Origin of the sequence: Nocardioides asiaticus, from assembly GCF_040049175.1 — a bacterium.
In the GTDB taxonomy this organism is placed as follows: Bacteria; Actinomycetota; Actinomycetes; order Propionibacteriales; family Nocardioidaceae; genus Nocardioides; species Nocardioides cheoyonin.
The window spans coordinates 548,650-572,755 of sequence record NZ_JBDZDM010000001.1 but is presented as its reverse complement, the minus strand read 5'-3'; the positions used below and the strand labels follow the sequence as shown (position 1 = coordinate 572,755).

Here is a 24,106-nt window from a genome sequence, read left to right as displayed (position 1 = left end):
GCGTCAGCGCTTGAACTCCAGCTCGCGCAACTCGGTCTGCACCGTACGCCCGCTCTCCCAGGGATTGGCGCCCTCGATGACCTCCGGCACCGGGATGTCTGCCCGGTTGCGGCGCTTGTGCGGCGTGGAGACGCCGAGCCGACGGTCGCGCTCGTGGATCAGGCTCTCGTCGGCCTGGCCGTCCCCGGTCAGGCCCATCATCAACTGAGGGATGCCGTACGGGAAGTCGTCGCGGTCGTACTGCCAGGTGTGGAACGTCTTGCCGTAGGTCGTGATCAAGTCCTCGAAGTAGGCGTGCTCAGCGAGGTCGGGAATACCCGGCGCGGTGAGGACGCCTGACGCCACCTCGTAGTGGTGGCTGTGCCACAGCCGCTTCTCCTCCTCGGGCAGACTGCGGAAGCGCTCGTTGCTGATGATGTACTCGATCCCGATCAGGCGAGCGTCCGGCGCGTTCCGGTCGAAGATGACGCACTGGTGCAGGTCGTGCCGCAGGTGGACGCAGAAGTGGCTCGCCTCGACCTGGCGGCCCAGCTCGTCGGCGTACATGTGGAGGCCATTGAGGTAGGTGCTCATCGCCTGCAGCGGGTACTTCGGCTGCATCACGCCGGCTGCCAGGTCGAGTGCGCGATGCTTGAGCGGATGGCCTTTGCCGACCTTCGCGGCCGCCGCCACCTTGCGGGCGAGCAGCGCAACGGCCGCCGTGGTGGTTCCGGCCGCGATACCGATCCCCAGCCCCCGCACTGATCCGGTGTTGGTACCCATCTGTTGCGGGTACCCGTCGCCATCGCTCCACATACTGCACGTCGCTGGGCGCGACTCCGCGATCGAGCAGCGACTCACGCACAGCCTGCATGAAGGGAAGCGGCCCGCACAGGTAGTAGGTGGCGTCCGTGGGCAGGTCCACCTGGGAGAGGTCCATCCGACCGGCGAAGCGACCATCGACCGGCAGCTCGCCGTCGGCGCCGTCCTTGGCTGCCCATCCATGCACTGGCGTGCGCAGGTCCTTGGCCAATGTGTCCTGGCGTGCGTAGTCGGCCGTCAGGTCGACGCGCTGAGTCGGTGTCGCACCACCCTCCGGCGCAGCGTGGGCGATGCCTCGACCTCGTAGCCTGCGTCGAGGAAGACCTGGAGCAGCCCGACCGACGCCTCATCCCAGATCACGGTCTTGCCCGGCGACGGCTCGGTCGGGTATCCCTCGAGGACCCGAGCGCCGACCCGCCTGCCGTACTCCACGGTGGCGGCGGCGAGCTCGTACATCAGCCCCTGTCGACGGAAGCCCTTGCGTACGACGAAGCAGGTGACCGACCAGACGCCCTCGAGGTCGGGGTCCCTCCGCATCCACGACTTCTGCCGGGCCCAGATCCTCGGGTAGTTCTCCCGCGGCTCGACCGCGACCCAGCCGGCCGGCTCGCCGTCGACGTACCCGACGAGGCCGGATGTAGGGCCGCTCGTGCCACAGCCGGCCTGCTCGATGAGCGCGGCGTCGCGCTCTTCCTGGGTCGTGTCGCGCCAGATCCAGCCCGCGACCTTGAGCGCCTGGCAGCGGCACTTGCGGGCGCCGCCGGCCTCGAACACGGCTTCGACGTCCTCGCTCGTCGCCTCGTTGGCCGGTCGCCAGCTGAACTCGGGCACACCGCGAGACTAGCGACGGGCCGGGCGCGGGTTAGAGGATTGCGCCGCGCGGCGCAAGCTCGATCGAGGCGACGCCACGAGCGAACAACACGAGCAACCGGTCACCATGCCGGCAACGCAGGACACCCGAGTCGGATGCCAGCGTCGAGACCACGTGTTCGATGACCTGGTCCTCATCGATCAGATCTGGATCCCCATACCTGACGTCGGTGTGATCACCGCTGGTGAACCGGACACGAATCACGACGTCTGCCATGAAGGCACGCTAGCCGCGGCAGTGCTCACATGCCATGGCTGCGTCGATCCGCCGCGAGTGCGCGCGTGGAGGCACCGGCTCGGCTCGACCGGCGTGGGAAAGGGGCCCGGCTTGATGGTCCCGGGACTAGGGTCACGCACGTGCACGAACACAAGCGATTCGACGACGAGGCCGCGACCTGGGATGACGACCCGGGCCATGAGAAGCGGCAGGTTGCGGTAGCCCGGGCCATCGAGGGGGCGGTGAACCTCAGCCCCGGGATGAGCGCGGTCGACGTCGGCGGCGGCACCGGCCGGCTGAGCATCCTGCTCGCCCACCGGGTCGCCTCGGTGGTGGTGACCGATCCCTCCGCCGGGATGGTGAAGGTCGCGCGCGAGCGGATCGAGGCGGCCGGCCTCGGTGACCGACTGCGCGCTGTCCAGGCAGACCTGACGACCGACCGGCTCGACGGGGTCTACGACGTCGTGTGGAGCTCGATGGCCTTGCACCACGTGCGCGACGTGGATCGGCTGTTGCAGTCCGTGGCGGAGCTCCTCGTCGAGGGTGGTCGGCTGGCCGTCGCGGACCTTGACGAGGACCCCGACGGAGCCTTCCACGCCGACAAGGTCGACTTCGACGGACACCACGGATTCGACAGGCAACGCCTTGCCGAGCAGTTGGCTCGCGCCGGCTTCGCCGACATCAGGTTCGTCGACGCCACGACCATCCTCAAAGGCGACCGCGAGTTCGGCCTGTTTCTGTGCACGGCGACCAAGGTGCCTGAGTCGAGCGGAGATCAGTGAGCGGAGCGAGGCGTTCTGTGCGCGGGCCCCTGATCCCGGACTGCTTATCGCCGTGCTTGAACCCTTGAGACGTGGTCGGGTGCTGGCTCTGCGAGGGCGTCTACGTGGTCGGCGCTGAAAGCCCGTCGGACAACGCGCCGCGGTCCCTCGCTTGCGTCCACGTTCGACAGGGTCTCGCGAAGAAGGGCCCGCAGGGGAATCGCCCGTGATGGTCAGCAGAGGCGGAGCCGCGGGCCGGGGACAAGCCGGGCCCGTCAGCGAAGCGCGGCAGCCGCGGCGGCCAGATCGGCGACCCGCTCCCAGTCCCCGGCCGCGAGCGCGTCCTTCGGTGTGAGCCAGGAGCCTCCGACGCAGGAGACGTTGGGCAGCGCGAGGTAGGTCGAGGCATTGGCCGCGCTCACGCCGCCGGTCGGGCAGAAGACGGCATCGGGGATGACCGTCGGCAGGGCCGACAGGTAGGCGGCACCACCCGACGCCTCGGCGGGGAAGAACTTCATCGCACGGTGGCCGGTCTCGAGCACCGCGATCGCCTCGGAGACGGTCGCCGTCCCAGGGAGGAACGGCAACCCGCTCTCCCGCATCGCCGCCAGCAGCGTCGGGGTACACCCTGGTGACACCAGGAACTGTGCCCCGGCCTCCACGGCCTGCTTGACGGTGTCACGCGAGGTCACGGTGCCGGCGCCGATGGTGACCTGCGGGACCTCGGCACTGATCGCGCGAATCGCATCGAGCGCGACCGGCGTCCGGAGGGTCAGTTCCACCACCGGGATGCCGCCGGCGGCAAGAGCGCGCGCCGTGGATACGGCCTGATCAAGGGCATCGACCACGACGACCGGGAGGACGGGGGAGATGGTGACCAGCTCGAGGGAGCGGTCAGAGGCGCTCGGCAACGAGAGACTCCTGGCTGTTGGCGACTGCGGTGTTCACAAGGGTCCCACCAGTAGGGTCCCTTCGGTGCGGTGACGAGGTAGGCGCCGCGCCACGGGCGTACGCCTTGTGCTGGCCGCGCGCGGGGCATGTCGCAGGTTACTAGTGGCGGCGGGTTCCAGGGCGAGTCGGACGCATCGAAGTTCGATGTTCCTTAGCGCAAGGCTCTCTTGAGGGCGTCGACGGCCAGGTGGCGGGCGACGTTGGCGGCCTTGGTGTCGCGAAGGCTGTCCAGGAGCAGGAAGTCGTGGACCATGCCGGCGACCCGGACGGAGGTGACGTCGACTCCGGCTTCGCGCAGCCTATTGGCGTACTTCTCGCCCTCGTCGCGCAGGACGTCGGCCTCGTCGGTGATGACGAGCGTGGTGGGCAGACCCTGGAGGTCCTCGATGGAGGCCTGCAGCGGCGATGCGTACTTCTCCGCCCGCTGGGCGGGGTCGGTGGTGTAGGCGTCCCAGAACCACTTCATGCCGTCGCGGGTGAGGTAGTAGCCCTCGGCGAACTGGAGGTAGGAGGGGGTGTCGAAGTCGGCGTCGGTGACGGGGTAGAGGAGCACCTGTGCCTTGAGGTCGATGCCGCCGCGGTCCTTGTTCATCAGTGCGAAGACCGTTGACATGCACCCGCCGACGGATTCGCCGGCAACAGCGATGCGGGAGGTGTCCAGGCCGTGCTCGGCGCCGTGCTCCAGGACCCACTGGCCGACGGCGTAGTTCTGCTCGACCTGGGTCGGGTATCCCTTCTCGGGAGCGCGGTCGTAGACGGGGAACACTCCGGCGGCACCGGCGCCGACGGCGAGCTCACGGAAGAGCCGGTCGTGGGTCTTGTCGTCGCCGAAGACCCACCCGGCGCCGTGGATGAAGAACACCACCGGCAGCGGGCCCTGGGAGTCCTTGGGTCTGATGATGCGGGTACGGACGGTGCCCCACTCGCCGGCGTCGACGTCGACCCACTCCTCGTCGACCTCCGGACGCGGTACGCCCTCACCGCTCTGCAGGTCGGCCAGGATGGCCCGTCCCTGGTCCGGCGGGACCTCGTAGATCCGCGGGTGCGGGTCGGTCTGCTCGCACAGCTCCTTGGCCTCTGGCTCGAGGTAGGGGGTGAGGGGCGCGGGGAGGTCGGACATCGTCGTCTCCAGTTCTGTGCTCTTCGGTTCGTCGGGACGGATGGGCATGCTCGGGTTTGCTGCGGCGGCCGGCGACGGTGACGTTTCGGCGGCGACGTCGGCCATGAGTCGTCTCGCCAATGCGCCCGAGGATCCGGGATTCTGGCCGGTGTAGAGGTTGCGGTCGACGACGACCTTGGGCCTCAGAGGGAGGCCGGAGGTGTAGTCGGCGCCGGCTTCCTTGAGGCGGTCCTCGAGGAGCCACTTGGCCTTCCAGGCGAACGGGCTGAGCCGTTCCTCGACGTTGGACAGGCCGGTCATCCTGTAACCGCGGAAGGGCCAACTCCCGTCGGAGTTCACGGCCGCCAGAGCTGCTGCGGGGGCGTGGCACAGCAGAGCGAGTGGTCGGCCGGATGCCAGGCGCTTGGTCAGTAACGCACCCGAGATCTGATCGACCACCAGGTCCTCCATCGGCGCATGCCCACCGGAGTAGAAGACGACGTCGTAGTCGTCGGGGTCGATCTCGGACAAGCTCGCCGGCTGCGCGAGCACGTCAGCGAGTCGGTCGAGCTCGTCGCGGAGCTTCTTTGCGGTCGTGGGCAGTACGCCCCCTCGTAGGCCGAGGCTGAGCTCGTCGACGACCGGACGTCGTCCCCCGGGTGTGGCCACGGTGACGTCCCAACCGGCCTCGGTGAACAGGTTGTACGGGACGACGAACTCCTCGGCCCAGAACCCGGTCGGGTGCTCGGTGCCGTCCTTGAGCGTCCAGACCCGGGCAGCCGAGAGCACCTGAAGAACGGTGGGCATGGGCGGCTTCCTTTCCGCTGGCTTACCGCTGGTGGGATTCAGGAGGCGTCGGGAACCGAGTACGGGACCGGCATGTGCAGGGCGAGCTGGCCCTCGGTGACGACGTCGAGTCGGATGGTGCGGATCGGCTCGAGCGAGCGGAGGTCCTCGCTCATCCGGCCCTGGCCGAGCCGCAGGTCGACTCCGCGCGGGAAACTGGCGCCACCCGCGATGAGGGCATTGGTCTGACTCAGCGTGCAGTGCCAGGCCCCGTTGATCGAGGTGTACGAGGTCAGGGTTGACACCATCTCGCCGCTGCGGCGCGTGGTCTGGTGAGGGCTGGATGCCGAGAGGGCGAGGTCGGTCTCGCCGGCGTCGTTGGCCACACGCCCGGTGACGCGGTCGCCGTTGATATCCACGTCGACCTCGGTGACCCATTTCGGGAATCCGTACCCGTCGTGACCGCGGACCTGGGCGATCTCGGTGTTGACCGGCAAGGACAGGACGTAGGAGTGCAGGTCGTCGTTCACCAACGCCGTGGCCAGATCGATCGCGCCGAAGCGGCCGTGCCGGGCCGGCCGGACGGCCACGCCGACGGCGGCCTCGTTGTAGGAGTCGATGTCGCACACGTCGTAGCGGAACAGCATCACCGAGACCAGCCCGAGTCCCGGGGCGATCTCGAGCGGGGCCAGCTCGCGTGGCAGACGGGCCCTGATCGCCCGGGACCGGGCGAGCATCGTCACCCTGGCCGAGGACATGCGGTAGTAGAAGTTCGGGGTGAGCGTCGGACCGATCGGCGAGTCGACCCTGGCCTTGGGCAGGGGCCGGAAGAAGTCGACGCCGCTGACACGGGGATCCTCGGCGATCTCGTCGAGATCGGCGTCCATGCGGTAGCGGTCGTACAGGCCACCCTTCGGCACCCTGACCAGGCGGCCGCCCAGATCCACCTCGACGGTCTCCGCTGTGGTTGCGGATGCTGCAGTTGTCCGGGTTGCCGACGGCATCAAGCCAACTCCTCCGATGTGTACAGTGCTCACATTCACTGTAGACGTGGGTTGTAAGCACTGTCAACACGCGGGAAGCGCCCGATCGCCCCGCCCCAGCCGACACCGATGCCAGCGAGAGGCGCGGCAAGCACTACTTCTGAGTCGCCCCTTGCGCGGAGAAGACGGCGAGGAACGACGAGCGCACCTGCTGAGCAACCTCGTCGGCTGAGCTGCTGGTCAGCTTGCGGTCCAGGTGCAAGAACGCCAGTCCGTGGACCAGGGCCCAGCCGGCAACAGCGAGCGCGACCGGGTCGGAGTCGGGAAATACGCCGATGATCGCGGCGGCCAGCAGCTCGTGGATCTCTGCAGCAGCGCGGACCCGGTCGTCGTTCTCGGTGTCGCACTCGTTGCCGAACATCAACCGGAACAACGCCGGCCGGCGCAGCGCGAAGTCGACGTAGGCGACGCCGAACTCGGCCAGCTCCGCCACCGTGGTCGGCATCTCCCGGTCGCGAGTCAGGTCCGCCTTCAGATCGCGTAGCCCCTCGGCCGCGAGGGCCGACTCCAGCGCCTCGCGGTCCGCGAAGTGACGGTACGGGGCCGCGGCGGAGACGCCTGCATCCCGGGCCACCGCGCGCAGGGAGAACGGCTCACCTCGCTCGAGCATCCCCATCGCCGTCGTCAGCAACGCCGCCCGCAGATCGCCGTGGTGGTAGCTGGCCCGCGCCGAAGTTGACATCGCTAACACTGCCTCCTATCGTCATGTGAACACTGCAAACATAGCGCACCGAACGTCTACTCGAGGATTCCGGAGCCGCCTGCGTGTCTGGTGGCAAGCCCGTGTCCGAGCACCCGGCGGTCGAGAGCCGACAGAGGGTCCGCGACGCAGCGCCCTCACCAGGTGCGGCGCTTGCCGCGCAAGGTGCCCGATATCCGACCCGAGACGAGGACCGAATGCAGACCGTGCTTGGAGCCAACGGCCAGATCGCCGAGGAGCTGACCCGCGACCTCCATCGGAACTTCACCCAGGACATCCGCCTGGTGAGCAGGAATCCGCGCAAGGTCCACGAGACCGACCAGCTCGTCCAAGCGAACCTCATGGACGCGGCAGCGACGGACGCGGCGGTCGAGGGCAGCGAGGTCGCGTACCTGACCGTGGGTCTGCCCATCGACTCGCGCCTCTGGGAGGAGCAGTTCCCGGTGATGATGGCGAACGCCATCGCCGCCTGCCGCAAGCACGACTGCAAGCTGGTCTTCTTCGACAACACCTACATGTATCCACGAACCTCTGCGCGTCAGGTGGAGGACACCGTCTTCGAACCGGTTGGCCGAAAGGCCACGGTGCGCGCGCAGATCGCGACCATGCTGCTCGAGGAGATGCACGCAGGCACGATCGAGGCGGCGATCTGCCGCGCCCCGGAGTTCTACGGCCCCGGCAAGACCAAGAGCCTCACCAACGCGGTCATCTTTGACCGGATCAAGCAGGGGAAGCGCCCGATGGTTCCGCTCAGCGCCCACACCCGACGGACCCTCATCTGGACGCCGGACGCCAGCCGGGCCATGGCGCTCATCGGCAACACCTCCGATGCCTACGGGCAGACCTGGCACCTGCCCTGCGACCCGGAGCGCCTGACCTACCAGGGCATGATCGACGTGGCCTCGGAGGTCACGGGCAGGAGGATCCCGTACACCACGGTGCCCTTGCCGGTCTTCAAGATCGGGAGCCTGTTCAACCAGTCGGTCAAAGAGGCCTCGGAGCTGCTGCCGCGCTACCAGACGGACAACATCTTCGACTCCTCGAAGTTCGCCGCACGCTTTCCCGACTTCGAGGTCACGACCTACCGCGAAGGCATCGCCGCGATCCTCGTCGACATGCCCCACGGATAGCGGCTCAGGCCGTGGCCAGAGCTGGAGCAGGCGTCGAGTTCGCGTACCAGTTCGGCTGCGCGGCGCCGGCGGGGGCGGAGGCGGCGAAGGTCTAGGAGGTCGTGCCGAAGAACTGGATCCCGTTCATTCCTGCCCGTCCGGCCTCGCGTTCGACCGCATGGTCGACGTGAACCTCACGCCACCGTTGGCCTAGCTCACGTCCGTACCGAGCGCCTGCTCCGCCTTGGCGAAGAAGTCCGTGAGCGTGTTGTAGTCCGCGAGGGTCGCGGTGGGGAACCACTTCAGGTTGGCCTTGCAGATGGCTTGGAGCACCGCGTTCTCACCGGGGTCGGAGCAGTCGGTGCTGACGGGGATGCGCGAGTTGTACGTCTTGGCGAGGGCAGCCTGGGCCTGGTCCGAGGACAGGAACGAGGTGAGCAGCGCCGCTGCCGCCGGGTGAGGCGCGCCCTTCGGGATGTAGAGGTAGGACTCGTTGGCGTTGGTAGGGGAGAGGGGCGCGACCGCCACGGGTGCGCCGTTCTGCTGAGCCTCGAGGACGAGGTTGATGAGACTCGTGCCGATGCTGACCTGGCCGGATTCGATCGGGGCCTCGGACTGCGTCGTGTTCGGCGTGAAGTGTGGCTTCTGGGCGGCGAACTTCTTGGCCCAGGCAAGCGCCTTGTCCTCACCCAACGTGGGGTCGAGCGCCCAGACCGTCATGAAGGAGGCGCGTGACTCCGCGGAGATCTGGCCACCGGACCACCTGGGATCCAGCAGGTCGTCCCACGTCTTCGGGGCATCGGCGGCCTTGACCTTGTCGGTGTTGTAGGCCCAGACCTTCGGCACGGCCCAGATGTAGACGAAGTTCTTGGCGAAGATGTCCTCGCTGTCGATGCCGTACTCGGACCAGTCGACGTCCGCAGCCAGCGACGCAGACGGGACGACGGTGAGCCCGCCGGCGTTGGCGACGTCGACCGACACCTTGCCGGCAGCCTCCTCGACCTTGAGCTGGCTCACCTGGTCGGGGGCCTTGGTGTTGGTGTACTTGACCTTGATGTCCGGGTACTTCTTCTCGAACAGGTCGATCGCCGGCTGCATCTGCTCCTGCGGCTTCGGCGCGGACCACTCGACCTCGCCCTCGCTCTTGGCCTGCTTGACCAGCCCCGCCATCGAGCCAGGCAGGTCGGCGCTCGCGCTGCTTCCACCGCAGCCCGTGAGTGCGGCACCAGCGGCGAGAAGGGCAGCGGCCGCGACCGCCAGTCGGCGCTGACCCGATCCGACGGTGAACCTGCGGGTGAGACGCTGCGCGGAGGGCAGCCGGCGGTCGTACGTGTTCGAAGTGTGCTTCATTGCGGTTTCGTCCTCGGGATGGCGGCGCCCCTGCGGGTGCCGGACTGTTAGTTGTCGTCCCCGGCTACGCCGTAGACGCGGGCGGCGTTACCGCCGAGGACGCCGGCGAGTTGCTGGTCGTCCATGCTCGGGAGCCGATCCAGGATGGTGTCGCGCAGCTCCCGTAGCTCCCCGGCGGACGCGGGGAAGTTCGAGCCCCACATGACGTGGTCGGCACCGAAGATGCCTGTCAAGCGCGCCAGGACCTCGGTGGGATCGACGCCCGGCTCGTTCGCCAGCCGGTGCAGCGCCGGCGGGGTGATCTTCAGATGGACGCCCTGGAAGCGGGCCAGCTGTCCGAGCTCGACCAGATGCGGGTACTCGGGCCCGCCGGTGGCGTCCGGCCGCCCGGCGTGGTCGAGGAGCACCGTGAGCGTCGGATGCGCCTCGAGCACCTCGGCCAGCTTGGCGGCGTCCTTGGAGTGCATCTGGATACACACCGGGAGACCCCGCTTCTCCACGTAGTCCCACACGGCGCCCATCCGCTCGTCCGTCACCCCAGAGCCCGGCGTGGGGACCTTCGTCGTCCCGTCCGAGACGCGGATCCGTACGCCGCTGAAGCCGCGCTCCTCGACCCAGTGCTGGAGGTCGTCCACGGCGGAGTCCGAAAGGAAGTCGACGCCGCAGACGCCGACCAGACGGTCGGGATGCTTCGCCAGGGCGTCGGCGGCATAGCGGTTGTCGAAGCCGTACACCGTGGACGCGTGGACGAGGGCAGCACGCTCGACCTCCGCGTCGTCGAGGCTGCGGAGCAGGCCGTCGACGTCGACGGCGCGGGTCTTCGACCACTCCGACCGGGTCCCCCCGAGCGGCCGGACCGGATACGCGGTCGCGTCATCGGAGACCGCGTGGGTGTGGGTGTCGAAGTAGAGCATGCGTCCTCCTCGGGGACAGTGTGGACTGGGGGAGTCGTGGCGGAGCGCCTGTCGGGGCGTGCTGACGGGATCGCGGACCTCAGGTCGCTCCGACGTACCGCTCGAAGTCGGCGAAGAGATCGGCGGGGCGGATGTCACTGGTGATGACCTCCTGCTCCCGGGCGTACCGGATCGCGGTCTCCACGGTCGCCACCAGTCGGTCGGTGACGCCGTAGTCCACGACCAGCTCGCGCGTGGACCCTGTGGGCTGCGACGGACGGGCGGCGTCGATGCTCTGGGCGAAACCCTTGTAGAGCGCCCGGACGAGATCCGGCTGCGAGACGAGGACATCACGGCGTACGACCGCGAGGTGGTTGATCGGCACCCAGCCGTGCTCGTCGAGGAACGCCTTCTGCTGCGTCTGCCAGTCAGTGATCACCGGAACGAGACCGTCGACGTGGTCGGCCGAGCGGGTTCCCATGACCACGGCGTCGACGTCGCCGGCCCGGAGGGCGTCGACCAGCCGTCGGTCCGTGCGTACGACGAAGGGCGGCTCGACCACGCCGGCGACGTGTGGTCCCTCGGTGGTCACCCAGGTGACGTCCTGGGCGCGGACGCCGTACGTGTCGCTGAGCACGCCACGGACCCACAGCCCGGTGGTCTGGCTGTAGGCACGGACGCCGACCCGCTTGCCGACGAGGTCGGCGGGCCGCAGCTGGCCCTCGCCGCCCCAGACCCAGATCGAGCGGTGATGGAAGTTGCCGTGGAGGACCACGGGGATCGCGGCCACCGGGACGCCGGCCTCGAACGCCTGGAGCAGCGTGGCGATGGCGAGCTCCGAGATGTCGTACCGCTGTTCGCGGACCATCGGCGCGAAGGCGTGGTTGATGGGCTCGACCTCGGGGAACTCGAGCTGGCAGCCGGGGATCTCCACGGCGCCGTCGAGGAGTGCCTCGGTGTGCGGGTACCGACGCAGCGCGGCCGTCAGCCTCGTCATCGGCCCTCGTGCCTGCCGCGTGTGCCCGCCTCTCGGCGGAAGACTCTGGTCACCTCGACGCTCTCCTTCGGCTCAAGTTGTCAAACAATATAGCGAATCTAGCAGTGGCCTCGGTCACATGCAAGGGCAGCGGGCGCAAGATCGTTAGACAAAACGACGAGGAATGTCTTCAGCGGTCCGAGCGTCGGCGGTCGTCGACAGCGTGTCCGTAGGCCCTCTCGGCGGCGCCGGCGTTGAGCAGCAGGGCGCGGCGCGCAGAGGACACGTGGTGGCGCATGGCGGCGGCTGCCGCCTCCCGGTTGTGCGTCTGCAGCGCGGCGAGAATCGCCAGGTGCTCGCTGAGGGAGTCGGCCCGCGGATGAGGAGTGGTGAGATCCCGGTACTGACGCATCACCAGCGGGTAGACGAGTGCGTCGACGAACGCGTTGAGGATCGGCTGACGCGCGATCGTACGGATGTGCTGATGGAACCGGCGGTTGAGCCGGGAGTACTCACTCGCGTCGTGGGCGTACTCGGCGGCGCGCATCTCGTCGCCGATCGCCGCCAGCAGGTCGAGCTCCCCGGCTGTGGCGCGCTCGGCGGCCTTGCCGGCCAGAGCCGACTCGAGGACCTCGCGGGCCTCGAGGATCGCCGCTGCCTCCTCGACGGTGAAGAACCTGGTCCGGACGCCCCGGTTCGGCTCGCTCATGAGGTAGCCCTCGTGCGTGAGCCGAACCAGGACGGACCGGATGGTCCCCCGTGAGACGTCGAGGAGGCTGGTGAGCTCGGCCTCGGTCAACCGTATATTGGGTTCGAAGTATCCCGAGATGATCAGGTTCCGCAGGTCCTGATAGGCCTTGTCGAACCTGGACGACGCGTCGCCCGCCCTCGGTGCCAGCTCGGTCATGGGCCGCACACTCCTCGTGAGGCAGTTCGCGAGTCCGCGCTCAGGGGGTCGCGAGCGCGGGGTAGAGCCGACGGGTGGAGCCCGTCATGATGCCGGCGCGATCCTGCGGGGACACCAGACGCAGCACGCCGGCCCCGAGCTCCACGAGCTCGTCCAGAGGCTGCTCTGCGGCTGGGCAGTTCGAGCCCCACGCGATCCTGTCGTGACCGAACGCGGCCAGCGTCGGCGACAGGAACTCCACGGCGGCGTCGCCCAGGTCTCGGAGACCTTCGAGTGTGCGATGCGTCAGCTTGAGATGCAGGCCCGGGTAGGCGGCCATCGGGGTCAGCTGCGCGGCTGCCTCGGAGGGCGAGCGGCGTACGTCCGGATACCCACAGTGGTCCAACAGCACGATCGCGTCGGGGTGTCGTCGGAGAAGGCCGTCCAGCGCCGGGATCGTCTCGGCCCCCAGGCGGAGCTGGAGGCAGACCGGGAGGCGCGCCGCGGCGGCCGCGTCCCAGAACTCGTCCGTGGCCTCGTCGGCGAACCACAGCCCCTGCTCTGAGACCGTGCTCCCCGTCGTGAACAGCCGCACCCCGCCGAGACCGGACTCGATGGCGGCGTCGAGACGCTTGGCCGCCTCCGCGCTCAGCGGGTCGAAGGTGCCCACGGCGACGAAGCGATCGGGGAAGCGATGGGCGGAGTCCAGCACATAGCTGTTGTCGTAGCCGTAGGCGGTGGTGGCCTGGACGAGGACGGCCTGGGCGATCCCGGCCGCGTCCATACGCTCGAGCAGCTGCTCCGCCGTGAGCGGTCGCTCGGTGGCCCACACCGATTGCTTGCCACCCAGAGGCGACCGCGGGTACCTGGTCGTGTCCGGAGACAGGATGTGGCAGTGAGCGTCGACGATGGTCATCTCGTTCCTCTCTGGTTCGTTGCTCAGTGGTCCGGGTAGGTGCCGTCGGCGAAGACGGAGCCTTGAACGTCGTGGTCCAGAAGCCACTGGTCTCGGCTGTAGCGCTCAAGCGCGTCGATCGTGGCGACGTTGCTCTCGATCCCGTAGGGCACGGGGTCGCCGCCGATCCGGCGGTGCTGGGAAGCCAGGTGGGGCTGGCTCTCCCACCCCGGGTCCCTCCGGACCTGCAGCTGCTTGGCCTCGGCGAAGGCGGCGTAGAGCCTGCTGGGGAGGTCGGGATCCTTCTCGATGAGCTCATCGCGGAGGACGATGACCGAGTGCGCGGGGTAGATCCCCGTCCGGAGATACCAGTCGCGCTCGATGACGTCGCTGTGTGGGAACAGCGGGTAGATCTCGCCGGTTTCGTGGTCGGAAGGCTGGGCCTCCCACCCTGCCTGCGGGGCTCCGGCGCGGCCGGTGCCGGCGTTCCCGGTGAAGGCTGCCGTGAGAGCGCCCGCCTTCAGCATGCTCCCCAACGACCGCCCGTCGGTGACGCGCTCGACGTTCGCCGGCACGTGGCCCTCGACGTGGTCGTCGTCGTCCACGACCCAGGTGAGCGTGCCGAGATCGACGCCGTAGTCCTCCTTCAGGATGCCGCGGCCCCATACGCCGGTGCTGACGGAATAGGCCCGCACGCCGATCCGACCGCCTTCCAGGTCTTTGGGTGCCGTGATGCCGGATCCCGGCGCGCACTGGATGTCGCCGTGATGGAACCGACGGTTCAGGAAGACCGGGATGGCGCTGATCGGCACACCGGCTTCCCGGGCCATCAGGTACGAGACCGGCGCGAGCTCGCAGACGTCGAACTCGAGGTCGCGGATCATCCGCCGGTAGGCCGCGATGATCGGCCGGACCGTGACGGACTCGAAGGCATACCCGTCCGGGGCGACTGCACCCTGCAGCAGGGGTTGCACGTGGGGATAGTCGCCGAGCGCGACGGTGAGCACGTTCATAGAACCTCCAGTGTGGATTGACGAACAATCCACGGAACCGTAGCACGGTCTGACGGTGGTCCCACCTCCTCGAGCAATGCAATGACCCCGTAGTTCTGAGCGGCAATCCCGCGGGCGACTGGCGATCTGGCGCGAATTTGGTGACGCCCTTCACAGCGGGGGATTGCGGTGCTACGGTCTCGTTTTGTTCGACAAAATGCCGCTGGCGCGTGGTCAGATCTCGCGACGTACTTCGTCGAGATCCCGCATGTCGCAGGTAGAAGCCCCGTCCATCTCGCCACACCGTCTGACTGGAGTTGCTGCGTGATCACGATCTCCGAGCGCGTGCAGGTGCCGCACTCGCCCGACCTTGTCTGGAGCGTTCTCTCCGACCCGAAACGGGTCGTGGGGTGCATCGAAGGCTCCGAGCTGGGCGAGTACCACGAGGACGGGAGCTTCGACGCGCGCCTCGCGGTGAAGTTCGCCGCGATCAAGGTCGCCTTCGCTGCTCGCGCGTCCCTCGACCTCGACGAGGCGGCGCGGGTCGGACGTCTGGAGGCGCAGGGTGCCGACGCGCGGGGCTCGACCCGGGTCAAGGGCCATGCGACGTTCGAGGTCCGTCCGGACGGAACGGGATCGGTCGTCGACCTCGACGGCAACGTGGACATCACCGGGCAGCTGGCGTCGCTGGTCACCACCGGTGCCGCCGTCGTCGTGGCCCGGATGACGCGATCCTTCGCCGCGGAGCTGACCGCCACCTGTGACGAGCTGGCCGGCGTCAAGCCTGTGACGGCGTCCGGACCCACGCTCGGACAGCGCCTCCTGGCCGCGGTCCGAGCGTGCGGGGCATGGTTCCGACACCTTGTTGCGCGCCGCGATCGCAGTGCGATCGGGAGGGGCTGACGTGAGCCGTCTGAACGGGATCATCGATCTGCTCGACGCCGGCGCGCCGGTCATCGGCACGTTCGCGGCCGCGGAGCCGTCCTCGGCGGCGGCGCTACGCGGCGCGGGCTACGACGCGGTCGTGTTCGAGGCGGAGCACAAGCCTTGGGACGCGCCGCTGCTGCGCGACTCGATGCAGTACCTGCTCGACCGCCGAGAGATCCAGGCCGCGGACGGGTTGGCCCCTGCGATCACGCCGCTCGTCCGGGTCCCGCCCAACGGCGGCGAGCGCTCGCAGTGGCAGGCGAAGCAGGCGCTCGATCTCGGTGCGTACGGTGTGGTGTGGCCCCATGTCGACACCGTCGAGGACGCTCGCAACGCGGTCGCTTCCTGTCGCTATCCCGCTCTCAACCGCGGCGCGGGCGACCCCGGTGGCGTCCGGGGTGACAGCCCGGCCTGGGCGGCTCGGTACTGGGGCGTCCCGGTCGCCGAGTACTACCGGCGCGCCGGCGTGTGGCCGCTCGACCCGGACGGCGAGATCCTCGTCGCCCTCATGATCGAGAGCGTCGAGGCCATCACGAACCTCGACGACATGCTGACCGAGGTCGGCGGGATTGGCCTGGTCATGGTCGGCGAGGGCGATCTGAGCCAGGAGCTCGGTGTGCCGCGCCAGTACGAGCACCCGACCGTGATGGCACACAAGGAGCGGATCCTCGAGATCTGCGCGGCGCACGGCGTCGCCGTCGGCCACCCGCATGTCACGGAGAAGAACGTCGACGAGGTGCTCGAGCAGGGCTATCGGCTCCTGCTCACAGCCCCTGTCGTCTCGTACCCGGGCCTGGAACGCGCCCGCACCATCACCGGCCGGCCATGACCCCGGTATCCGAACACCCGTCCCCAGAGGAGGAGCCCATGTACGTCGACTGTCACGCCCATTTCACGACTGTCCCCAACGCACTCAAGGAGTGGCGTGACCGACAGATCGAGGAGTTCGAGCAGCGCGGGAAGCACCTGCCCCCCGACGGTATCGAGATCGCCGACGAGGAGATCGCCGATGCGTTGAGGAACGGCCAGCTCGCGCTACAGGCCCAGCACGGGATCGACGTCGCGCTGCTGTCGCCGATCGCCGGCAAGATGGCCCACCACTACGGCGACCAGGAGACCAGCCTGACCTGGACGCGCCTGTGCAACGACACGGTCCACCGGGCCGCCAGCCTCTTCCCCCAGAACTTCGTCGGCGTCGGCCAGCTGCCGCAGTCGCGGGACGGGGACATCCGGACCTGTGTCGCCGAGGTTCGCCGGTGCGTCGCCGAGCTCGGCTTCGTCGGGTTCAACCTCAACCCCGACCCCTCCGACGGCTACTGGCAGGCGCCGCCGATCACCGACCCGTACTACGACCCCCTGTGGGCCGTCGTGGTCGAGCTCGACGTCCCCGTCATGGTGCACAGCTCGATGTCGGCCAACCCGGCGGTCCACGGAACCTGCGCGCACTACCTGAACGGCGATGTCACTGCGTTCATGCAGCTGTGCCAGTCAGACCTCTTCCGGCGGTTCCCCGAGCTCCGCCTGGTGATCCCGCACGGCGGCGGCGCCGTGCCGTACCACTGGGCGCGCTACCAGGGTGTGATGTACGACCAGGGTCGCGGCGACCTGCTCGACATCATCGGCGACAACATCTACTTCGACACCTGCGTCTACGGCCAGCGAGGGATGCAGCTCCTCGTCGACACGGTTCCTGCGAAGAACCTCCTCTTCGCCTCCGAGATGATCGGCGCCGTCCGCGGGGTCGACCCCACCACCGGCCGCCGCTTCGACGACACCCGCTCGCTGCTGGAGTCGACGACCGGCCTCTCGGCGGAGGACCGCGAGGCGATCGCGTCGGGCAACACGCTCAAGGTCTACCCCCGCCTCACGGCGGCCCTAGACGGGAAGCAGTCACCGCTCGCCGCAGCAGTCTCCGCCGGTGTCGCCACGAACGACACGAACGAGAGGAGCCACGCATGACCAAGGTGTACGAGGCGATGGCGGAGGCGTTCCTCGCCGAAGGGGCCACCCACGTCTTCGGGATGATGGGCGACGCCAACATGCACTGGATGAACGCCATGGCCGAGCGCGGCGCTGAGTTCTTCGAGGCGCGACACGAGGGCTCCGGCCTGGCGATGGCCGACGGCTGGGCGCGAGGTGCCGGCCGTCCGGGTGTCGCGACGACGACCAGCGGTCCGGGGGTGACCCAGCTCGCCACCAGCCTGGTGTGCGCCAGTCGAGCGCGTACGCCGCTGGTCGTGATGTGCGGTGAGGTCGGCCTGGGTGACACGGGAGCCGTGCAGTACCTCGACCAGCGCCGGTTCGCCGAAGCGGTCGAGTGCGGGTTCGTGCAGGTCTCGAGCCCGTCACAGGCCCAGTCGGCGGTGCAGCGCGCGTTCTGGCTCGCCCGCACGGCCTCTCGCCCGGTGATGGTCAGCGCGCCCACCGACATCCAGCAGCAGGAGTACGACGGGGGCTTCGAGTACGTCACCTCGACCGGCTTGATCGACGACGCCCCGCGGCCGGCGGACCCGGAGCGGATCCGCCGGGCGGCGGAGATCCTGGCGGAGAGCGAACGCGTGGTCGTCCTCGTGGGCAAGGGCGCCCGCAGCGACGACGTCGGGGAGCTCGTCCTGCAGCTGCAGGACAAGACCGGCGCGCTCCTCGCGACGACGCTGCAGGTCAAGAACTGGCTACGCGACCGTACGCCGTACTACGCCGGCATCTCCGGGCTCTACGGCACCCAGACCGCGCACGAGCTGCTCCAGGAGGCCGACTGCCTGGTCGCGGTGGGTGCGAGCCTCAACCACTTCACGACCGAGCACGGCTACCTCTATCCGATGGCACGGGTCATCCACCTGGACCGAGCCGACCAGGTCGTGACGGGCACCGGGCGCCCGGCCGACTGCTACGTCCGCGGCGACGCGAGCGAGTCGCTCCGCCAGCTCGTCGCGGCCGTCGCGGCCGTCCCGACCGGGCGCGGCGGCACCGGCTACCACACGGCCGACGTCGCCGATCGCCTGCGGACCGCCGACGCCCTGTCGGAGCCGTTCCACCAGGAGGCCGACCGGCTGGACCCGCGGGAGGTGATCCTGGCGCTCGACGAGCTCGCCCCGGAGGAGCTTCCGCTCGTGCTCGGCAGCGGCCACCAGACCGATTTCGGCACGATGCTCTTCACCAAGCCTCGCGAGATCGTCTCCAACTACGGACTCTTCGGAGCGATCGGCCAGGCGCCCCTGCTGACCATGGGGTGGAGCCTCGCGCGCAACCGCCAGCCGACCTTCGTCGTCGAAGGAGACGCGAGCTTCATCATGCACCTGGCCGAGTTCGACACCGCGTGCCGCTACGGCTGGCCGGTGCTGATCGTCGTGATGAACGACGAGGCCCTCGGTGCCGAATACCACAAGTCTGCGGCGCACGGCCTCGCCGCCGACCTCTCTGCGATCCCCTCACCCGACCTCGGCTCGGTCGCGACGGCCATGGGCGGCTCCGGAGCGACGGTCCGCACCATCCCGGAGCTCGAGAAGGTCGTCCGCGAGTTCCTGGCCAACCCTGCGCCCACGGTGCTCGACGTCCGCATCACCCGCGAGGTCCTCAGCGTGCCGTACCGGCGCCTCTGGTACGCCGAGGAGGTCTGATGACGCGGTCCGACGCATCACGCAACCCCCGAGAGGAGGGACGGCCGTCCATGACGTCGATCCCGGTTGAGCTGCTCATCAACGACAGTGAGCTCGAGCCTACGGCGCTCGACGCGCTCCGGGGCGACCCGGCGGCGGGACCGGTGACGGCCTCTCCGCTGCGTCCCGTGCACAACGGGTTCCGGGCGTTCATCAACGCCGAGCGCTTCGACGTGAGCGAGATCGCGATCGTGACGCTGCTGCAGGCCGTCGCCAGCGGCAAGAAGGTGCTCTTCCTTCCGCTCACGGCGCTCGGCCGCTACCAGCATCACACGCTGATCTCCACCAAGGACCTCGGCGTCGAGGACCTGCCCGGCCGGACCGTCGGTGTACGAGCCTGGAGCCAGACGACGGGGGTATGGGTGCGCGGCTTCCTCGCCGAGCAGTACGGCATCGATCTCACGACCGTGGGGTGGAGGACCTATTCGGCCGGCCACGTGCCCGAACAGCCCGAGCCCGCCTGGGTCACCCGGGCCGCCGAGGGCCACCAGCTCGCCGGCGACCTGCTCTCGGGCGCGGTCGACTTCGCGATGATGGGCAACGACCGGCCCGACGCGGCCGGCGTCCACAGCGTGATCGATTCGCCCGACACCGTGGCGCGGGACTGGGCCACCCGGGTGGGCTACATCCCGGTCAACCACGTCTTCGGCGTCAGCGAGGCGCTGGCCGGCGCGCTGCCGCGGGCGGTGTGCGCGGCGTACGACGCGCTCGCCGAGCGCCTCGCGGTTCGCAACGCCGACGCGGACGGGCTCCCGATGTTCCCCTTCGGGTTCGCCGGCCTGCGGCCCGCGGTCACCGCCGCCGCGAGGTTCGCCTGGGACCAGGGGTTGCTGCCACGCCAGGTGGAGTACGACGAGCTCGTCGACCGGACCTGCGCCGCGCTCGGGGTGAGACCCGATCGCCTCGGCGGCTAGCCGAGGCCGGTTCCCGCGCGCCGATTTCCTGCATCCCACCGTCGGACACCGTCCGAAAGCCCTCGAGGAGGAGGGGCAGACATGACATTCAGCATCAGGATGAAGAGCCCGAAGGCCCGCGCCGTATGCACTGCCGCGGCCGTACGGCGGCGGGTGACTGCGGCGGTCGCGCTCGGAGCGGCGGTCGCGTTGGTCGCGACCGGGTGCGGCGGCCAGGTCTCGAGCGCCGACCTTCCGACGACGATGAGCGACCTGGTCAAGCAGGCCAAGCAGGAAGGTGAGGTCTACTGGGTCTCGTGGCTCCCGGAGTCACAGATGGAGCCGGTGATCAAGCTGTTCGAGAAGAAGTACCCCGGCATCGACGTCAAGTACACCAACATCAAGGCGCCCGACCAGATCAGCCAGATCAAGACCGAGCAGGCCGCGAGGAAGGTGTCGATCGACGTCGCCAACGCCGGCGGTCTGACGATGACGCCCGCTGTGTCGCTGGCGAGCGACGTGGACTGGTCGAAGTACGGCGTCGGCACCGACGACGTCTTCGCCAAGAACTTCGTCTACATCTTCGCGAGCCCGAAGGTCTGGGCCTACAACACCACCAAGGTGAAGCCTGCCGACGTACCGAAGAGTTGGGACGACCTCCTCGATCCGAAGTGGTCGGGAGGGAAGATCTCGGCGGAGTCCCGGGCATCCTTCATGACCGTGTGGGACATCGACCCGTCGCTGGGGGAGACGAAGGGACTGGACTGGGCGACCAGGTTCGCGGCCCAGAAGCCGCACTACGCCACCAGCCTCACGCAGTCGGAAGCCCCGGTCGAGACCGGTGAGGTCTCGGTCGGCACCTCGTTGGCCAACCTCGTCCTCGCCGCCCAGGACAAGGGCGTTCCGGTCCAGATCGCACCGATCTCGCCGACCACTGCCAACAAGTCGTTCCTCTACGTCCCGAAGGGTGCTCCGCACCCGGCGGCGGGAGTGCTCCTCACCTCGTTCCTGTCGTCGGATGAGGCCCAGTCCGCGCTGGCCAAGGTCTACAACTCCCGGATCCCGGGCAAGACGGACTGCTCGGACCCGGGCGGCGTGCCGGTGCTCCGAGCGCTTTGCAAGAGCAAGATCACGTGGACCGAGGTCGAGACGCTCGCGGAGTACAACAAGCTCTCGGAGTTCTATCCCAAGGTCGAGAAGGCGTTCGGCACCGATGTTGGCTGATGAGTGGGCTCAGGACATGGACGTACGCCGCAGGCGAACGCCTTGGGACGCGACCGCGCCCCTGAGGCTTCCATCGGATCCGACCGGAGAAAGCAGCTCCAGAAGTGGGGGTCAACGATGGACCTGACGACCGCCGAGCCGGCCCGGATGCCCGCCGCAACGCCACCGCCCAGAGGGAAGGCGCCCGCCCGGGTGCCGACGGGGAGGAAGGTGGCGCCCGCCGCCGGCACGGTCGTGAACCTCGTGATGATCGTGCTGGTCGGTTACCTCGTCCTGGTCCCGCTGGCGATCCTGCTCTACAGCAGTCTGAAGCCGTCCACCACCGAGCTGCCGTTCGACGTCCCTGGGTTCTCGCTCGACAACTTCCGCACGGTCTTCGAGTCGAGCAGGATCGGATCGGTCTCACTCAACACCCTGGTTTACGTCGTGGGCTCGCTCGCGGTCGCCCTGGTGCTGAGCCTGTGCCTGGCCTACCTCTTCGAGCGGACCGACATCCCGGGACGACGCGTGCTCGGCCCCCTGGCCCTGGCTCCTATGGCCATTCCCGTCACCGTGATGGCGATCGCGTGGGCACTCGTGGCCAACCCGGTCAACGGTCCGCTGGCCGTGGCGATCCACAAGATCCTCGGGGTCCACCTCGACATCTACTCGCTCGGCGGCATGATCGTCGTGACCGGGATCTTCGGCTTCCCGAGCATGTATCTCATGATCGCCCCCGCACTCGGCCGGCTGAACCCGGAGCTCGAGGAGGCTGCGGCAGCCGTCGGGGCCCCGATGTGGCGCCGCCTCCGGCTGATCGTCGTCCCGCTGGTGACGCCCGCCGTCGCCGCTGCGTCCATCTTCATGGTGGTCGTGGCCCTGGAGGGGTTCGCCATTCCCGCGGTCCTGGGCCTGCCGGACCAGATCTTCGTGTTCAGCAGCCTGATCCAGTACTCGATGCAGCCACCGAGCGGCGTACCCAACTACGGCCAGGCGAGCACGTACGGCGTCATCATCCTGGTCCTGTCGCTGATCCTGCTCATGATCTACCGGCGGCGTGTCCGCGACACCAACCGCTTCCGCGTGGTCGTCGGCAAGGGATACCGCCAGACCCGTGTAGGGCTGGGGCGGTGGCGGATCCCGATCTTCGTCGTGGTCTGCCTGTACATGTTCATCGGCATCGTCCTGCCGCTCCTGGCGCTGCTGTGGACCAGCCTCTCGTCGTACGCGCGGCCGATCAGCTGGGCGGGACTGCGGTCGATGACCCTGACCAACTACAGCGACCTTCTGTCCGTGCCCGACATCGACAAGATCCTGCTGAACACCGCCGAGGTCGTGCTGGTCACCGCCACGGTCACGACCGCGATCTCCGTGTGGATCGCGGTGGCGGCGTCGCGGCGTCAGTTCCCGGGCAGCACGCTCCTCTTCGAGGCGACCTTCCTCGTCTACGGCGTGCCGAGCGTCGTCCTCGGGGCGGCGGTGCTGTTCCTCTACCTGTACATCCCGGTGGGGATCTACGGCACGGTGTGGATCATCGTGGTCGCGCTCGTGACGCGGTTCCTGCCGCGGGGGTCGAGGATGGTGCAGACGGCGCTGATGCAGCTCGACGACGGCTTGATCGAGGCTGCCCGCGTCACCGGGGCCTCGCCCACGACGGTCACGAGGACCGTCTTGCTGCCTCTCCTCAGGCCGGCGCTCTGGAAGTGCTGGCTGTGGATCTTCGCCCACGCCCTGGGCGAGCTTCCGATCGCGCTGCTGCTGACCGGTTCCGACAACCGCACTCTCGTGGTGCTGCTGTGGGACACCTTCACCTCCAGCGTCGACTACCCGACGGCGAGCGCGCTTGCCGTCATCCTTGTCCTGATCTCGACGATCGCGGTCTGGCTCGTCAACAGGCGCAGCACCGTGGAAGAGGTATGAAAGATGACTGAGACAGCGAGCCCCACAACGACCGCGACCGAGTCCACGGAGTCGATTGTGATCACCGAGCTCCGCAAGTCCTACGAGCGAGCGGCTGGCACCAGCTCGACGTACGCCGTCGACGGCGTCTCCTTCGACGTCCCCAGGGGAAAGTTCGTGACCCTGCTCGGGCCGAGCGGATGCGGGAAGACGACCACCCTCCGCTGTGTCGCGGGGCTCGAGCGCGCGTCGGAGGGCCGCATCGAGATGGCCGGGTCGGTCGTCTTCGACGGGAGAAGGAAGATCTTCGTACGACCCGAGGAACGGCCGATCGCGATGGTGCCCCAGTCCTACGGGATCTGGCCCCACATGACCGTGCTCGACAACGCCGCCTTCCCGATGCGGCACGGCCGCAACCGACGTCGCGGCCGGGACGTCCGCAAGCGCGCGATGGAGATGCTGGAGCAGGTGGGCCTCGCACCCATGGCCGACCGGTGGGCGACCCAGCTCAGCGGTGGGCAGCAGCAGCGTCTGGCCTTCGCCCGTGCGCTGCTCGGGGACCCGGAGGTCCTGCTCCTCGACGAGCCGCTGTCGAACCTCGACGCGAAGCTGCGCGCGAGGCTCCGACACGAGCTGCGGTCGTTCCAGGAGCAGTTCGGCGTCACGGCGCTGTACGTCACTCACGACCAGTCGGAGGCGCTCGCCCTCTCCGACACGGTGGTCGTGATGAACCAGGGGCACGTCGAGCAGATCGACGCCCCCGAACGGCTCTATGCCCACCCGCGCTCGTCCTTCGTCGCGGACTTCATCGGCAGCGCCAACCTGCTCCCCGTCCATGACGTGTCCCGGGGACGTGACGGCGTGGTGGCCAAGACCGACATCGGCCCGGTGCTGTGTGGTCGTGACGAGACCGAGGAGCACGGCAATGGCGCCGGCGGCTTCGTGTGCGTGCGCCCGGAGCACGTCGAGGTACGAGCCGCGGACCGGGAGCCGATCGCCATGGCCGAGACCGAGTTCCTCGGCACCGTGGTGTCCTCGGAGTTCCTCGGCGACCGGCTCGAGCTCGTCCTACGGGTTGCCGATGTGACGATGACGGCGTCCGCTCCGGCCAAGCAACCCTGCCGCCCCGGTGACAGCGTCGTCGTGCGGCTCGATCCCTCTGCCACCAGCTACCTGGCGAGCTGAGGCCCCGAGCAGCT

General features: G+C 68.7%; 23 protein-coding genes. 10 read left to right on the top strand and 13 right to left on the bottom strand.

Annotated features, from left to right (window positions below; translation table 11 throughout):
• Positions 1 to 3 precede the first annotated feature (3 nt).
• The 3 genes from ABLE53_RS02770 to ABLE53_RS02760 all read right to left on the bottom strand — a co-directional run bounded on the left by ABLE53_RS02770 (position 4) and on the right by ABLE53_RS02760 (position 1,888).
• Positions 4 to 762 carry an OBAP family protein gene (locus tag ABLE53_RS02770; protein ID WP_348857068.1) on the bottom strand — a complete coding sequence of 253 codons (759 nt, stop codon included), beginning with the start codon at positions 760 to 762 and terminating at the stop codon, positions 4 to 6.
• Between the two features lie 276 nt (positions 763 to 1,038).
• Positions 1,039 to 1,632, bottom strand: coding sequence for a GNAT family N-acetyltransferase (locus ABLE53_RS02765; RefSeq protein WP_348857067.1), 594 nt, complete (start codon positions 1,630 to 1,632; stop codon positions 1,039 to 1,041).
• A gap of 31 nt (positions 1,633 to 1,663) precedes the next feature.
• Entirely contained in the window at positions 1,664 to 1,888 is a 225-nt protein-coding gene (locus ABLE53_RS02760; protein ID WP_348857066.1) for a hypothetical protein, read from the bottom strand.
• A 140-nt stretch (positions 1,889 to 2,028) separates the two neighbouring features.
• On the opposite strand from ABLE53_RS02760, the gene ABLE53_RS02755 reads away from it, so the two are divergent.
• Complete coding sequence (locus tag ABLE53_RS02755) at positions 2,029 to 2,670, top strand: class I SAM-dependent methyltransferase (RefSeq protein WP_348857064.1); 642 nt, start codon at positions 2,029 to 2,031, stop codon at positions 2,668 to 2,670.
• Positions 2,671 to 2,924: 254 nt separating this feature from the next.
• Here the strand turns inward: ABLE53_RS02755 and eda are convergent, their stop codons facing one another.
• From eda to ABLE53_RS02735, 4 genes are all read right to left on the bottom strand, one after another.
• A complete protein-coding gene (gene eda / locus ABLE53_RS02750; RefSeq protein ID WP_348857062.1) occupies positions 2,925 to 3,560 on the bottom strand; it encodes a bifunctional 4-hydroxy-2-oxoglutarate aldolase/2-dehydro-3-deoxy-phosphogluconate aldolase in 636 nt (211 codons plus the stop codon).
• Between the two features lie 191 nt (positions 3,561 to 3,751).
• On the bottom strand, positions 3,752 to 5,506 hold the full coding sequence (locus ABLE53_RS02745) for an alpha/beta hydrolase fold domain-containing protein (RefSeq protein WP_348857061.1): 1,755 nt from the start codon (positions 5,504 to 5,506) through the stop codon (positions 3,752 to 3,754).
• A 38-nt stretch (positions 5,507 to 5,544) separates the two neighbouring features.
• Entirely contained in the window at positions 5,545 to 6,432 is an 888-nt protein-coding gene (locus ABLE53_RS02740; protein WP_348857060.1) for an acetoacetate decarboxylase family protein, read from the bottom strand.
• A 190-nt stretch (positions 6,433 to 6,622) separates the two neighbouring features.
• Positions 6,623 to 7,210, bottom strand: coding sequence for a TetR/AcrR family transcriptional regulator (locus ABLE53_RS02735; protein ID WP_348857059.1), 588 nt, complete (start codon positions 7,208 to 7,210; stop codon positions 6,623 to 6,625).
• Positions 7,211 to 7,425: 215 nt separating this feature from the next.
• On the opposite strand from ABLE53_RS02735, the gene ABLE53_RS02730 reads away from it, so the two are divergent.
• A complete protein-coding gene (locus ABLE53_RS02730; protein WP_348857057.1) occupies positions 7,426 to 8,358 on the top strand; it encodes an NAD-dependent epimerase/dehydratase family protein in 933 nt (310 codons plus the stop codon).
• A 189-nt stretch (positions 8,359 to 8,547) separates the two neighbouring features.
• Here the strand turns inward: ABLE53_RS02730 and ABLE53_RS02725 are convergent, their stop codons facing one another.
• From ABLE53_RS02725 to ABLE53_RS02700, 6 genes are all read right to left on the bottom strand, one after another.
• Positions 8,548 to 9,687, bottom strand: a complete 1,140-nt coding sequence (locus ABLE53_RS02725; protein WP_348857056.1) for an ABC transporter substrate-binding protein — start codon at positions 9,685 to 9,687, stop codon at positions 8,548 to 8,550.
• A gap of 47 nt (positions 9,688 to 9,734) precedes the next feature.
• Positions 9,735 to 10,601 (bottom strand): amidohydrolase family protein, encoded by an 867-nt coding sequence (locus ABLE53_RS02720; protein WP_348857055.1) that lies wholly within the window; start codon positions 10,599 to 10,601, stop codon positions 9,735 to 9,737.
• A gap of 79 nt (positions 10,602 to 10,680) precedes the next feature.
• A complete protein-coding gene (locus ABLE53_RS02715; protein WP_348857054.1) occupies positions 10,681 to 11,577 on the bottom strand; it encodes a substrate-binding domain-containing protein in 897 nt (298 codons plus the stop codon).
• 169 nt (positions 11,578 to 11,746) lie between these two features.
• Positions 11,747 to 12,463, bottom strand: a complete 717-nt coding sequence (locus ABLE53_RS02710; RefSeq protein ID WP_348857053.1) for a GntR family transcriptional regulator — start codon at positions 12,461 to 12,463, stop codon at positions 11,747 to 11,749.
• Between the two features lie 40 nt (positions 12,464 to 12,503).
• Positions 12,504 to 13,358 (bottom strand): amidohydrolase family protein, encoded by an 855-nt coding sequence (locus ABLE53_RS02705; RefSeq protein WP_348857052.1) that lies wholly within the window; start codon positions 13,356 to 13,358, stop codon positions 12,504 to 12,506.
• A gap of 23 nt (positions 13,359 to 13,381) precedes the next feature.
• A complete protein-coding gene (locus ABLE53_RS02700; RefSeq protein ID WP_348857051.1) occupies positions 13,382 to 14,350 on the bottom strand; it encodes a substrate-binding domain-containing protein in 969 nt (322 codons plus the stop codon).
• 303 nt (positions 14,351 to 14,653) lie between these two features.
• On the opposite strand from ABLE53_RS02700, the gene ABLE53_RS02695 reads away from it, so the two are divergent.
• From ABLE53_RS02695 to ABLE53_RS02660, 8 genes are all read left to right on the top strand, one after another.
• A complete protein-coding gene (locus ABLE53_RS02695; RefSeq protein WP_348857050.1) occupies positions 14,654 to 15,232 on the top strand; it encodes an SRPBCC domain-containing protein in 579 nt (192 codons plus the stop codon).
• 1 nt (position 15,233) lies between these two features.
• A complete protein-coding gene (locus ABLE53_RS02690; protein ID WP_348857049.1) occupies positions 15,234 to 16,085 on the top strand; it encodes an HpcH/HpaI aldolase family protein in 852 nt (283 codons plus the stop codon).
• Between the two features lie 38 nt (positions 16,086 to 16,123).
• Positions 16,124 to 17,215, top strand: coding sequence for an amidohydrolase family protein (locus ABLE53_RS02685; protein WP_348857048.1), 1,092 nt, complete (start codon positions 16,124 to 16,126; stop codon positions 17,213 to 17,215).
• Entirely contained in the window at positions 17,212 to 18,873 is a 1,662-nt protein-coding gene (locus ABLE53_RS02680) for a thiamine pyrophosphate-binding protein (protein WP_348857046.1), read from the top strand. Before ABLE53_RS02685 ends, ABLE53_RS02680 begins: the two co-directional genes overlap by 4 nt.
• Positions 18,874 to 18,923: 50 nt before the next feature.
• Positions 18,924 to 19,826: a hypothetical protein gene (locus ABLE53_RS02675; protein ID WP_348857045.1), complete on the top strand. Its 903-nt coding sequence runs from the start codon at positions 18,924 to 18,926 to the stop codon at positions 19,824 to 19,826.
• Positions 19,827 to 19,907: 81 nt separating this feature from the next.
• Positions 19,908 to 21,029, top strand: coding sequence for an ABC transporter substrate-binding protein (locus ABLE53_RS02670; RefSeq protein WP_348857044.1), 1,122 nt, complete (start codon positions 19,908 to 19,910; stop codon positions 21,027 to 21,029).
• A 117-nt stretch (positions 21,030 to 21,146) separates the two neighbouring features.
• The gene (locus ABLE53_RS02665) at positions 21,147 to 22,928 is read left to right on the top strand and encodes an ABC transporter permease (RefSeq protein ID WP_348857043.1); all 1,782 of its coding nucleotides are present in this window, start codon (positions 21,147 to 21,149) and stop codon (positions 22,926 to 22,928) included.
• Between the two features lie 3 nt (positions 22,929 to 22,931).
• Positions 22,932 to 24,092 carry an ABC transporter ATP-binding protein gene (locus tag ABLE53_RS02660; RefSeq protein ID WP_348857042.1) on the top strand — a complete coding sequence of 387 codons (1,161 nt, stop codon included), beginning with the start codon at positions 22,932 to 22,934 and terminating at the stop codon, positions 24,090 to 24,092.
• Positions 24,093 to 24,106: the final 14 nt, after the last annotated feature.

Coding starts and splice junctions, on each gene's coding strand:
- ABLE53_RS02700 (WP_348857051.1), bottom strand. CDS start 14,350: ATGAACGTGCTCACCGTCGCGCTCGGCGACTATCCCCACGTGCAACCC.
- ABLE53_RS02715 (WP_348857054.1), bottom strand. CDS start 11,577: ATGACGAGGCTGACGGCCGCGCTGCGTCGGTACCCGCACACCGAGGCA.
- ABLE53_RS02670 (WP_348857044.1), top strand. CDS start 19,908: ATGACATTCAGCATCAGGATGAAGAGCCCGAAGGCCCGCGCCGTATGC.
- ABLE53_RS02675 (WP_348857045.1), top strand. CDS start 18,924: ATGACGTCGATCCCGGTTGAGCTGCTCATCAACGACAGTGAGCTCGAG.
- ABLE53_RS02725 (WP_348857056.1), bottom strand. CDS start 9,687: ATGAAGCACACTTCGAACACGTACGACCGCCGGCTGCCCTCCGCGCAG.
- ABLE53_RS02730 (WP_348857057.1), top strand. CDS start 7,426: ATGCAGACCGTGCTTGGAGCCAACGGCCAGATCGCCGAGGAGCTGACC.
- ABLE53_RS02660 (WP_348857042.1), top strand. CDS start 22,932: ATGACTGAGACAGCGAGCCCCACAACGACCGCGACCGAGTCCACGGAG.
- ABLE53_RS02685 (WP_348857048.1), top strand. CDS start 16,124: ATGTACGTCGACTGTCACGCCCATTTCACGACTGTCCCCAACGCACTC.
- ABLE53_RS02745 (WP_348857061.1), bottom strand. CDS start 5,506: ATGCCCACCGTTCTTCAGGTGCTCTCGGCTGCCCGGGTCTGGACGCTC.
- ABLE53_RS02760 (WP_348857066.1), bottom strand. CDS start 1,888: ATGGCAGACGTCGTGATTCGTGTCCGGTTCACCAGCGGTGATCACACC.
- ABLE53_RS02710 (WP_348857053.1), bottom strand. CDS start 12,463: ATGACCGAGCTGGCACCGAGGGCGGGCGACGCGTCGTCCAGGTTCGAC.
- ABLE53_RS02680 (WP_348857046.1), top strand. CDS start 17,212: ATGACCAAGGTGTACGAGGCGATGGCGGAGGCGTTCCTCGCCGAAGGG.
- ABLE53_RS02705 (WP_348857052.1), bottom strand. CDS start 13,358: ATGACCATCGTCGACGCTCACTGCCACATCCTGTCTCCGGACACGACC.
- ABLE53_RS02735 (WP_348857059.1), bottom strand. CDS start 7,210: ATGTCAACTTCGGCGCGGGCCAGCTACCACCACGGCGATCTGCGGGCG.
- ABLE53_RS02720 (WP_348857055.1), bottom strand. CDS start 10,601: ATGCTCTACTTCGACACCCACACCCACGCGGTCTCCGATGACGCGACC.
- ABLE53_RS02665 (WP_348857043.1), top strand. CDS start 21,147: ATGGACCTGACGACCGCCGAGCCGGCCCGGATGCCCGCCGCAACGCCA.
- ABLE53_RS02770 (WP_348857068.1), bottom strand. CDS start 762: ATGGGTACCAACACCGGATCAGTGCGGGGGCTGGGGATCGGTATCGCG.